Origin of the sequence: Saccharothrix xinjiangensis (genome assembly GCF_039527585.1) — a bacterium.
Taxonomy (GTDB): Bacteria; Actinomycetota; Actinomycetes; order Mycobacteriales; family Pseudonocardiaceae; genus Actinosynnema; species Actinosynnema xinjiangensis.
This window is the reverse complement of sequence record NZ_BAAAKE010000022.1, coordinates 79,556-90,593: the sequence shown is the minus strand read 5'-3', so window position 1 is coordinate 90,593 and position 11,038 is coordinate 79,556. Positions and strand designations below refer to the sequence as shown.

Below are 11,038 nucleotides of genomic sequence, written 5' to 3'. Positions count from 1 at the left end.
GGGCGGCGCCCGGGTCCTGCGGGGTCGGGGTGGCTGGTCAGCCCACGGTGATGTTCCCGTCGGCGGAGCGGGCGCACGCGACCGCGCGGGTGGTCGTGGCGGCGGCTCCGGTGAGGCAGCGGCCCAGCACCGCGTGACCGGCGGCGTTGGGGTGCCACGACTCCTGGCAGGTCTGGAAGTGGGTCGCGCAGGTGTTGGCGATCCGCTGCACGGCGATCTTGTCGTAGCCGGACAGGCTGGTGAGGAACGTGCCGCTCGGGCCGTCCTGGAGCCGGATCGGGGTGGCCAGGGCGTTGGCCGGGCTGTCGTCCCGCTCGCACAGCCGCGCGCCGTCGAACGCGCGCTGCACGTTGAGGTAGACCAGGTCGGCGGCCGGGAACTCGGCCGACAGCGCGGCGTGCGAACCCTGCACCACGGTGCCCAGCCGGCTGGAGAACACGTGGCCCGGTGCGAGGCTGGCCCGGTGGACCGGGCACCCCGCCGCGTACCGCTCGGCGCCGAGGGCGCGGAACTTGTCGCGGGTGTCGTCGCGCCCCTCCTCCTCGTGGTACTGGGCCGCGATGTCGAGCGGCAGCGGGTTGGTGTAGTCCTGGAAGACGACGCGGTGCCGCCCGTCGGCGTCGACCTGGGCCAGGGTGGTGAGCAGCTGCCGCAGCGCCGCGGTGGTCTCGGTGGTGGCCGCGGCGATCTCCTCCTCGGTGGCCAGGTCGGACACCGCGCACGGCGCCTGCGGCGGGTCGCCGGCCCAGAACTCCCACCAGCCGGTCCAGGCGTCGGCGATGAACCGGTTCGCGCACAGCGTGGCCACGTCGCCGAAGGTGAACGAGCTGTTGTTCGAGCCGAGGCCGACCAGGACCAGGTCGATGTCGTGGGCGCCCGCGACCGCGCGGAGCTGGTCGAGCTGGGAGGCGACCGCGCGGCCCTTCTCGCGGTTGCCCGAGGCGTTCGCCACGTCGTGCGGTTGGCCGCCGGAGCAGGCGAGGTTGAACCTGGCCTGGATGCCCGGCAGATCCGCCTTGAGCAGGGACGCGTTGGCCGAGCGGTGGCAGAAGAAGGCGTTGGAGTTCGGCGCGGACCAGCCGGGGAAGCCCTGCGCGACGCCGTTGACGTCGGTCACCGGGAGGTAGCTGCCCGCCCCCTCGCCGCTGATGAAGCTGTCGCCGATCGCGACGGCGGCGGTGGGCAGCGCGGCGGTGGACGGCGCGGTGGCGGACTGCGCGGTGGCGGACTGCGCGGCGGCCGCGTCCGGGGATCTCGTGCCGGGGGCGGCGCCGGCGACCGCCGTTGCGGACCAGCCGAGCGCGGCGACGAGCACCGCCACCAGCACTGGACGTCGAAGCGGGAACATCACGACCTCCTCGTTGACAGTCGGACTGACGTGAAATGTCTTCAACTCCGCCCTCCAGGTCAAGACCGAAGGGAATTCCCGGAACGGCGTTGACGGGCGTGCGGACGCCCGCCCCTCGACGCCCGGCCCTGCCCGACACCGGTCCCAGGACCGCGCCCCCGGGCCGGGCCGGGCAGCCCACCGCGACATCGACGGGCACGGCCGCACGTAGGCTGGGCCGGGTTCCGGTGACGCGGTGAGAGGGCGAACAGGTGCGGGCAGCGACGAGGGCGAGCCGGTCCTGGCTCCTGCTCCCGGTGCTGTTCCTGCTCCCGGTGCTGCTCGTGCTCGGCGCCTCCGCCGGCGTGGTGCCACGTGGCGCCGGCGGTCACGCGGGACCGCTCCCGGTGAGCGGCTGGTCGGCGTCGTCCGAGCCGTCGATGCACGACGACCGCCACGACTGGCTGCGGCTGTCGGTGGCGGTGCGGCACGTGCAGGCCGCGCCGCACCCCGACACCTGGTGGGTGACGTGCGGGCGGGTCACCGGCCGGTGCGCCCTGCGGGGCCGGTCGCCCCTCGACGCGTCCGGCGGCGCCCCGCCCGCGACCGCCGTGCCGACGCCGCGGTCGAGCCGCGCGCCGCCCCTCGGGTGACCAGGACCCGACCCGTTCTCGACGCGCCCGCCGCGCCCGCGCCCCGGGCCCCGGCGGCGCCGTCGGTTTCCCGTGCCCCCGCCGTGCCGGACCGGTCGGCGGCCGTCACCGCGCGCCGGTGGCGGTGAGCGCCGACGGGTGACCGGCCTGGTCGCGGGCGTCCCCCGAAGGGTTTCGCGCACATGTCCGTTGTCGTGCTCGTGCTGCTGATCGCCGTGGTCCTCGCCGCGATCGGCCTGATGGTGACCATGTTCGTCAAGGACAGGCCGCTCCACGGCGTCGTGGGCCTCGGCCTGCTGGCCGGTCCCGGCCCGTTGCTCGCCCTGCTCCACCTGTCCCTCGCCTAGCACCGCCCGGGACGACGTCGTGCCCGACCGGCGCCCCCGGTCGGGCACGACGTCGACTACGGGAACCTGAACCGGCTCGGCGCGCCGACCTGCGGAAGTGGCGGCCGGAGCCTGTCGGCGTCCTCCGGTGTTCCCCTACCGTCGCATCGCTCCGGCGGGCCCGACCCGGCCGGGAATCCCAGGAGGACACCGTGAGGACCCTGCTCCGCATCCTGTTACCCGTGGTCGCCGTCGTCGCGGCGGCGACCGTCGCCCTGGCCGCCCCCGTGCCGCCGACCACGCCCTACCCGCAGGTGCCGCCCAACGCCGGCGCCTGCCTCGTCGAGAAGATGGAGGTCGACAAGCAGCAGTTGCTGCACGACCAGGCCAAGCGCCACTACGACCGGATCAAGGCCCTGTTCGACCGCAACGCCGCCTCGGCGAGCGAGCTGCGCGCCGCCGAGAAGGCGCTGCACCAGGCCGCCATCGCGCTGAACAACGCCAAGTACGCCGAGGCCGCGTGCCGCAACGGGCTGGGCAACGACCCGAAGAAGGAGTGCGTCTCGCTGTCGCTGGAGCTCAACCGCCTGCTCGACGAGCTGGCCCTGCGCCAGGAGCTGGAGCGGCTGGCGAAGGCCCACTACGACGCCATGCTCAGGTTGGCCGACAGCGGCGCGGTGTCGCGCGAGGAGCTGGACCGCGCCAAGACGGCCTGGGAGGTCGCGCAGCTCGAACGGCAGCAGGTGGAGCAGCGGATCGCCGACGCGAAGAAGCAGCTGGCCGACAAGCCGGGGTGCAAGGACTACCCATCGATCCGCCCGACACCCACGTCCACGACGATTCCCACCCCCACGGCGACCCCGACGACGCCGGGCAGCACCACCTACCCCACCAGCACCGTGCCCACCAGCACCACGCCAAGCACCACTCCGAACACCACCGAGCACCCCACCACCACCACAGCCTTCCCCACCACCACGGCCCCGCCGGTCGGCTGAGCCAGCGCGCCACGGCCTCCGCGGTGCCGGCGGGCGCACCGCGGAGGCCTCCCCCGCCCTGCCGGGGGTCCTAGCGGAAGGTCAAGCGGTACTGCACGCCGCCGCGGTCGACGCCCTGGGCATCGGTCTGGAACACGTTGACCGGTTTGCCACTGGCCTCCGCGGCGCCGGTGAACACGAGCTGGACGGGCAACCGCTCACCGCCCCTGAGTTGCAGGCCGCTGAACCTCGCCAGCTTAGGGTCCACCACCTGGAACTGGGTCGTCCCGACCTGGCGCACGCCGACGGCCTGCCCGCCGCCGGCGCGCCAGCGCTCGAACAGGGTCGCGCCCAGGTCGACCACGACGCGGCCGGGACCGACGAACGGCTCACCGGCCGGCGTGACGGCCAGGCCGACCTGCGCGGCGCCCCCGAACGGGTTGCCGACCATGAAGTCGGCCAGGACGTTGCCGTTCGCCGTGGTGCCGGCCGTCACCACGTTGTGCCACACGATGTTGTTGTTGCTCCGCGTGTTGTCCTCCGTGCTGGGCCCCTCCGCGAAGGTCATCGGGTCCGCGGTCGACTCCCAGCGGGCCAGCAGGCAGTAGTGCCGCCAGTCGCTCGGCACGGTCCACTGGAACATGAACGTGTGCGTGCTCGCGGTGATGGTGGTGCCGTGCGCGCCGATCTCCTGCCAGCCCGACGGCCACGAGACGTTCCCGCCCGCCTTGGTGTGGTACAGGCGGAGCACGCCGGGGACGTCGCCCTGGCCGTTCTTGTACGCGGTGACGAAGATGTAGTAGGTCTGGCCCGGCGTGATCACCACGTCCGCCAGGCACTTCGACGGCGTGGCGCAGATGACGATGTCCGGGCTCTGCCAGATGTCACCGGCGCCCGGCTCGGCCCCGGTGTCGCCCGGGTTGTCGCGCATGAAGACGTCAGGGGTCACCGGCGCCGCCTGGGCGCCGGACGGACCGGTCAGGAACGCGGCCGCGAGGGTCGCGACGAGCAGGGCGAGCAGGGCGCCCCGGCGTCTGGACGATGTGCTGTGCATGGGTCCTCACCTTCCGGTTGGGCAATGGCCGGACGAGGCTGCGACGCGCCGGTTGTGAACCGGTTGCGGACCGCGGCGACCTTCGGCTGGTCAGCCGTATCGCGGAGCCGACATGACTGATTACGCTCGGTTGTCCTTGTGGGGGAGGAAGGGGTCGGCGTGGGCGAGCTGGGCGTCCTCGGCCCCGTGCGCGCGATCGGCCCGGCGGGCCCGGCGGCGCTGCGGGGCGCGCGGCAGCGGGTCGTGCTCGGGCTGCTGGCCCTGCACGCCGGGCAGGTGCTGCCGGTGGAGCGGCTGGTGGACGCGGTCTGGGGCGAGCACCCGCCGCGCACCGCCGTGCGCACGCTGCACAGCCACGTGGCGCGCCTGCGACGAGCCTTGGACGCCTCCGGGTTCGGTCCGGTGCTGCGCACCAGCAACCCCGGCTACGCCTTGGACGTGCCGCCCGAGCTGGTGGACGCCCTGCGGTTCGAGCAGCAGGTCCGGGCGGCGGCACGGGACGCGGAGCTGGGCTCGGTCGCCGGCGCGCTGGCGGCGTTCCGGGAGGCCGCGGAGCTGTGGCGGGGCGAGCCGTTCGCCGACGCGCCGCTGTCGGGCTGGGGGCTGCGCGAGGTCGAGCGGCTGCACGAGCTGCGGCTGTCGGCCCTGGAGGGCCGGTGGGACGCCGAGCTGCGGGCGGGCCACCACGTCGAGGCCGCGGAGCACCTGCCCCGGCTGCTCGCCGAGCACCCCGCGCGCGAAGGCCTGGTCGAACTGCACGTGCTGGCGCTGTACCGCTGCGGGCGCCACGCCGAGGCGCTCGCCGCGCTGCACCGCGCCCGCCGCCGGGTCGCCGAGGAACTGGGCGTGGAGCCGGGACCCCGGCTGCTCGCCCTGCACAGCGCGGTCGTGCGCCGCGACCCCGCGCTGAGCGGCCCGCGGGCGGTCGCCGCCGGACCCGCGCAGCTCCCGGCCCGCGCCGGCTACTTCACCGGCCGCGACGACGAACTGGCCGAACTCGACCGGGTCCTCGACGAGCCGGGGGACGACCAGCCCGTGGTGGTGGTGTCCGGCGCCGCCGGCATGGGCAAGACCGCGCTGGCCGTCGAGTGGGCCCACCGGGTCGCGCACCGGTTCCCCGACGGCCAGGTGTTCCTCGACCTGCGCGGCCACGACGCGCGCCGCGCCGTCACCGCCGCCGACGCCCTCGCCCACCTGCTGCGCAGCCTGGGCCTGCCCGAGGACCGGGTGCCGGGCGAGACCGCCGAACGCGCCGCGCTCTACCGGTCCCTGCTGCGCGGCAAGCGGTGCCTCGTCGTCGCCGACGACGCCGGACCCGTCGACCAGGTGCTGCCGCTCGTCCCCGGCGCCGGCGGCAGCCGCCTCCTGGTCACCAGCAGGCGGTCACCCGCCGCCCTCGCCGCCCGCTGCGCCGTGCGGCCGCTGCTCCTGGACGTGCTGGAGCACCGCTCCTCGGTCGCCCTGCTCACCCGCGTGCTCGGCGCCCGCCGGGTGGAACGCGAACGCGGACCGACCGCCCGCCTCGCCCGCCTGTGCGGCGGCATGCCGCTCGCGCTGCGCATCGCCGCCGCCCGCCTGACCGGCGAGCCCGCCGCGCCGATCGCCGGGCTGGCCGCCGAGCTCGCCGGCGCCGACCGGCTCGGCGCCCTCGCCCTCGACGGCGACAGCCGCACCGTGCGCACCGTCCTCACCAGCGCCTACCTCCCCCTGGAACTGACCCAGACCCGCATGTTCCGACTGCTCGGCCTCGCACCCGGGACCACGTTCACCGCCTCACTCGGCGCGGCCCTGTGCGGCGTGCCGCTCGACACCGGCCGCGCCGCCGCGCAGGAGCTGCGCGCGGCGCACCTCATCACGGCGGTCGGGACCGACCACTACCGGTTCCACGACCTGATCCGCGAGTTCGCCCGGCAGCGAGCCCGCGAGGACGAGACACCCGCCACCACCGCCGAGGTCGGCCACCGCCTCGTGGACTGGTACCTCCTGGTGGCCGACCGCGCCAACCGCCTGCTCGACCCCCGCCGCGACCTGGTGACGCCCACACCCCGCCACCCCGCGCCGCAGCTGCCACCCCTGCCCGACCGACAGGGCGCGCTCGCCCTCCTCGAAGCCGAACGGCCCAACCTCGTCCCCGTCGCCCGCTTCGCCCGCGAAACCGGCCGGCTGACCGCCGCCTGGCAGTTCACCTACCTGCTCACCAGCTTCTACGACGCCACCGGCCACTGGCCCGAACGCGTCGAGCTGTGCCGGCAGGGCGCCGCCGCGGCCGGCGAGCTCGGCGACCCCCTCGCCGAAGCCGAGATGCTCCGCGCGCTCGGTGTCGCCCACTACATGACCCGACGACTGCGCGAAGCGCTGGACACGCACGCCCTGGCCCTCCAGGCCGCCCGCGCCGCCGGAGACCTCGACGGCGAGGGCCACGTCTACAACAACCTCGCCAACACCTACGCCGAACTGCGCCGCTTCGACGAAGCGGTCACCGCGCACCGCATGGCCGTCGCCCGCTGCCGATCGGCGGGCAACCACCTCGGGCTCGCCCTCTCCCAGCGCAACCTCGGCAACACCCTCGTCCGCACCGGCCGCGCCCGGGAAGCCCTCGAACCGCTGCTCGACGCCCTCACCCGCTTCCGCCGGCTCGACGCGCCCCGCCTCGAAGCCGCCACGCTCGACACCCTCGGCGAAGCCCACATGGCGCTCGGCGACCACCGACGCGCGCTGACCACCCTCGCCCAGGCCCTGCGGCTCACCCGCAGCACCGGCTACGTCTGGATGGAGATGGAAACCCTCCTGCACACCGGCGCCGTCCACCTGCTGCGCGCCGACTTCACCACCGCGGCCGAGCAGTTCGAACTCGCGCTCGCCATCAGCCGCGAACACCGCTACCCGCACGTCGAAGCCGTCGCACTGGACCGCCTCGGCCAGGCCTGCCTCGGTCGTGACGACACCACCGGCGCCCGCGAGCACCTGGAAGCCGCGCTCGCGGTCCGCCGCACCGTCCCCGACGGCTACGAGCACGCCACCGTCCACCGCGACCTGGCCGAGTTGGAGGAACGACTCGGCAACGGTGCCGCCGCGGCCTCCCACCGGGCCCAGGCGATCGGGCTGTACCGGCAGGAGGGCGCGGCGACCGAGGCCGAAGCCCTGGCCGGACCGGTCGTCAGCTCTTGACCAGGGTCAACACGGTGCGCATGTTCCCCGGCGTGCCCGACGAGGGCGAGTAGAACTCCACCGGGATGCGCACCTCCCGCCCCGGTGGCGCGGTGATGGTGAACCGCACGACGGCCCGACGCGCACCGGGCGGCACCACGAGCGTCACCCCCTCGATCGGCACGTAACCGGGATCCGCGACACCGCTGTCCAACGTCCGCACACCCACGTGCCGAACACCGGCGGACGGCACCGAGAAGTGCGTGCTCGCCGAGCACGTGCCCCGCCAACACACACCCGTGCCCTCGGTGGACAACACCCCATCGCAGAACGGGTCCTCCGGCGGACAACCACGAACCGACGGTGAATCGTCGTCACCGATCCACCCCGCGCCGCTGCGCCCGGTGACCACCACACCGGACGGCTGGTCGAGCGACACCCAGAACACCTCGACCAGCTCGGACCGGGCATCAGCCGACACGGCGACCGTGACGTACCTGGTCGCCGTGTCGTCCGACCAGCTCAACACCCCGGACGCGGCCGTGTAGTCGGACCCCGCCAACGCCGGGTCGCGATCCGCCGACACCCCGTCGACCGTGCGGTACCGCACCGAACCCGTCGCCCGGCACCCCGGCGCCGCCACCACCGAGACCGGGAACCGGAACACCGCGGCCCCACCCGTGCCCTCGGCCTGCGCCACGTCCCCGACCTCCACCGCCGCCGGCGCGCAAGCGGCGCCCGCCGCACCCGCGCCCGGCACGACGAGCCCCAACGGCAACAGCAGCGCGAGGACCCACGTCATCGTCTTCCTCATGCACCAACCCCAAGCTCGCGCGGGCCGCTTCCCCGCGCCCGCTCCCTCCCACTGCCTACCGGGCACGGGTTGTGAACCGGTTGCGCACCGGAGCCCCGGACGACCTCACCACGTCACGGGCAGCGCCGTCACACCCCCGGTGAGGGCGTCCCGCCTCATCCCCAACTCCTCCGGCGGTACGGCCAACCCCATCGTCGGGAACCGGGCCGGCAGCCGGGAGAAGACCGCCTGCAACTCCAGGCGGGCCAGGGGCGCGCCGATGCAGTAGTGGATCCCGTGGCCGAACGACAGGTGGTGGGCCGCGCGGCGGGTCACGTCCACCCGGTCCGGGTCCGGGAACACCTCCGGGTCGTGGTTCGCCGCGCCGATGTCCAGCAGCACCAGGTCGCCCGCCTTGACCTCCGCACCGCCGATCTCCAGGTCCACCCGCGCGTACCGCGGCACCCCTCCCCCGCTGATCCCCGGGATCCGCATGATCTCGTCCACCGCGCCCGGCACCAGGGAGGGGTCGTCCCGCAGCGCCCGCCACTGGTCCGGGTTCGCCAACAACCCCAGCGCGCCCATGCCGATCTGCACGACGGTCGTCTCGTGGCCCGCGAACAGCAACCCCATCGCCAGCACCGCGGCTTCCTCGTCGCCGACGTCCTCGGCCGCCGCCAGCCACGAGAGCACGTCCTCGGCGGGCTCCCGGCGCTTGCGGGCCACGAGGCCCCTGCCGTACTCGTAGAGCTTGCCCAGCCCGTCCAGCGAACGGGCCGCGTCGCGGATGTCCCCGGTGGCGTCGCTCCACGCCCGGAAGTCGTCCCGGTCGGCGTAGGGCACACCGATCAGCTCGCAGATCACCAGGATCGGCAGCGGCAGCGCGAGCGCCCGGTGCAGGTCGACCGGCGGCGTCGCCCGCGCCACGTCCTCGACCAGCTCCTCGGCGAGGGCCTCGACGCGCGGCTGGATGGCGCGCATGCGGCGGGGCGTGAAGTGCGGCTGGAGCAGGCGCCGCAACCGGAGGTGGTCGACGCGCTCGGTGTCGAAATCGCCCATCGGCCCGCCGAACAGCGCCGACGCGCCCGCGCGGGCGGCCGTCTCCGGCGCGCGGTGGGCGCGGCCCAGGCGGTCGTCGGACAGCAGGGCGCGGACCTCGTCGTAGTCGGTGACCAGCCACGCCTCGTCACCGACGACCGTGCGCACCCGGTGCGCGGCCCCACTGCCGATCAGCGCGGTCAGCTCGGGCGAGACCCGGAGCGGGTGCCGCTGGGTGAAGGGCAACTGGACGGTCATGGCGACCCCCGTGGTCGTTCCACCGCATCGTCGACGCGGGCGACGCTATTGCGGGAACCCGCAGCCAACAAGGAGGCCCTCGCCCGAACGACCCGTCCGGCGGAGCGTTCCCACCTCAACGAGTGGACCCCCGTGAGCGTATCGTGATCGGGCCGCCGTCAAGTGGAAAGCGTTTTCCGACAGAGGGGTGGACCATGCGAGCACTGGTTCTGGCGGCTGCCGTCGCACTGGGGGCGGCCGCGGCCTCCCCCGCGGCGCCCGCCCAAGCCGCACCGATGGACTACTGGCAGTACGTCTCCACCCACCCGACGGCGCAGGGGTGCCACGCCTGGGCGGACGAGCACCGGCCCTGGGACGTGGACTACTACGTCTGCGACCCGAAGAACGGCGCCTGGGACCTCTACTGGGTCTTCCTGACCTGACCCGCGGGCGCGGTGAGCCGGGCGGGCGGCTCCGGCACGAGGACGCGGACGGCCCGGTGGCACGAGGCGTCGCGGGTGGCGGCGGTCAGACGAGGTGCTGGAAGCGGTCCGCGGCGGAGGTGAACGCGTCCACGCAGGCGCGGACCACGCCGCGGTCGGCGTCCTCGGCCCGGGTCACGGCGTGGATCGTGCGGTTGAGCGCCGGGCGGGTGGCCAGGACGCGCACGCCGTCGGGCACCGAGTCCCGGCCGAGGCGCGGGACGACGGCGGCCCCCACGTTGCCCGCGACCAGGGCCAGCTGGGTGGGGTAGTTGCCGATGGCGCAGCTGATCCGGGCGTCCGGGCCGTGGTCGCGCAGCACGCGGGTGAGCCAGTCGAAGCAGCCGGAGCCCGCGCTCCAGCCGATCCACGGCAGGTCGTCGACCTCGGCGAGGTCCACGACCTTGCGGTGCGCCAACCGGTGGGACGCGGGCAGCGCCAGGTCGGCCACGTCGTGCAGCAGGGTCGTGCGCGACAGGGTCGGCGGCACGGTCGCCGGCCGGTGCTCCCAGCTGTCCAGCACGGCCACGTCGAGCCCGCCGGCCACGATCCTCGGCAGGGTCTCCTCCGCCTCGCCCTCCTCCAGCGTCACCGCGAGGCCGGGGTGGCGGTCGCGCAGCAGCGCCAGCGCCGGCGGCAGCAGGGCGTGCACCGTGGTGGGGATGGCGCCGACGCGCACCGTGCCGGTGACGTCCTCGCGCAGCAGCTCCAGGTCCGCGCGGGCCTGCTCGACCTGGGCCAGGATGCGTTCGGCGTGCCGGGCCAGCACGTGCCCGGCCGTGGTGAGCCGGACGCTGCGGCCGTGCGGCTCCAGCAGCCGCTGCCCGGCCTCCCGCTCCAGCTTGCCGAGCTGCTGGGACACCCCGGACGGGGTCACGTGCAGCGCGGAGGCCGCCGCGGCCACCGTCCCGTGGGTCGCCACGGTGTGCAGCGCGCGCATCCGCTCCAGGCCGAACACGGAAGGGATGCTACCGGGTTCCGTGCAGGAACATTCGCTGGTGCTT

General features: G+C 74.7%; 10 protein-coding genes. 5 read left to right on the top strand and 5 right to left on the bottom strand.

Annotation, left to right across the window (positions count from 1 at the left end; all coding sequences use genetic code 11):
* Window positions 1-37: 37 nt before the first annotated feature.
* Complete coding sequence (locus ABD223_RS31945; protein ID WP_344040373.1) at window positions 38-1,348, bottom strand: SGNH/GDSL hydrolase family protein; 1,311 nt, start codon at window positions 1,346-1,348, stop codon at window positions 38-40.
* Window positions 1,349-1,599: 251 nt separating this feature from the next.
* Between ABD223_RS31945 and ABD223_RS31940 the strand changes: the two genes are divergently transcribed.
* The 3 genes from ABD223_RS31940 to ABD223_RS31930 all read left to right on the top strand — a co-directional run bounded on the left by ABD223_RS31940 (window position 1,600) and on the right by ABD223_RS31930 (window position 3,304).
* A complete protein-coding gene (locus ABD223_RS31940) occupies window positions 1,600-1,980 on the top strand; it encodes a hypothetical protein (RefSeq protein ID WP_344040372.1) in 381 nt (126 codons plus the stop codon).
* Window positions 1,981-2,162: 182 nt separating this feature from the next.
* A complete protein-coding gene (locus ABD223_RS31935; protein WP_344040370.1) occupies window positions 2,163-2,327 on the top strand; it encodes a hypothetical protein in 165 nt (54 codons plus the stop codon).
* Window positions 2,328-2,518: 191 nt separating this feature from the next.
* Window positions 2,519-3,304 (top strand): HlyD family secretion protein, encoded by a 786-nt coding sequence (locus tag ABD223_RS31930; RefSeq protein ID WP_344040369.1) that lies wholly within the window; start codon window positions 2,519-2,521, stop codon window positions 3,302-3,304.
* 70 nt (window positions 3,305-3,374) lie between these two features.
* On the opposite strand, the gene ABD223_RS31925 is transcribed toward ABD223_RS31930, so the two are convergent.
* Window positions 3,375-4,337 (bottom strand): hypothetical protein, encoded by a 963-nt coding sequence (locus tag ABD223_RS31925; RefSeq protein WP_344040368.1) that lies wholly within the window; start codon window positions 4,335-4,337, stop codon window positions 3,375-3,377.
* Between the two features lie 159 nt (window positions 4,338-4,496).
* Between ABD223_RS31925 and ABD223_RS31920 the strand changes: the two genes are divergently transcribed.
* On the top strand, window positions 4,497-7,505 hold the full coding sequence (locus ABD223_RS31920) for an AfsR/SARP family transcriptional regulator (RefSeq protein WP_344040367.1): 3,009 nt from the start codon (window positions 4,497-4,499) through the stop codon (window positions 7,503-7,505).
* Here the strand turns inward: ABD223_RS31920 and ABD223_RS31915 are convergent.
* Window positions 7,495-8,298: a Calx-beta domain-containing protein gene (locus tag ABD223_RS31915; RefSeq protein ID WP_344040366.1), complete on the bottom strand. Its 804-nt coding sequence runs from the start codon at window positions 8,296-8,298 to the stop codon at window positions 7,495-7,497. The genes ABD223_RS31920 and ABD223_RS31915 overlap by 11 nt on opposite strands.
* Before the next feature lie 105 nt (window positions 8,299-8,403).
* Window positions 8,404-9,573, bottom strand: a complete 1,170-nt coding sequence (locus ABD223_RS31910; RefSeq protein ID WP_344040365.1) for a cytochrome P450 — start codon at window positions 9,571-9,573, stop codon at window positions 8,404-8,406.
* A gap of 194 nt (window positions 9,574-9,767) precedes the next feature.
* Here ABD223_RS31910 and ABD223_RS31905 point away from each other — a divergent pair, with 194 nt between their 5' ends.
* Complete coding sequence (locus tag ABD223_RS31905; protein ID WP_344040364.1) at window positions 9,768-9,995, top strand: hypothetical protein; 228 nt, start codon at window positions 9,768-9,770, stop codon at window positions 9,993-9,995.
* Between the two features lie 85 nt (window positions 9,996-10,080).
* Here the strand turns inward: ABD223_RS31905 and ABD223_RS31900 are convergent, their stop codons facing one another.
* Window positions 10,081-10,992, bottom strand: a complete 912-nt coding sequence (locus ABD223_RS31900; RefSeq protein WP_344040363.1) for a LysR family transcriptional regulator — start codon at window positions 10,990-10,992, stop codon at window positions 10,081-10,083.
* Between the last annotated feature and the right edge of the window lie 46 nt (window positions 10,993-11,038).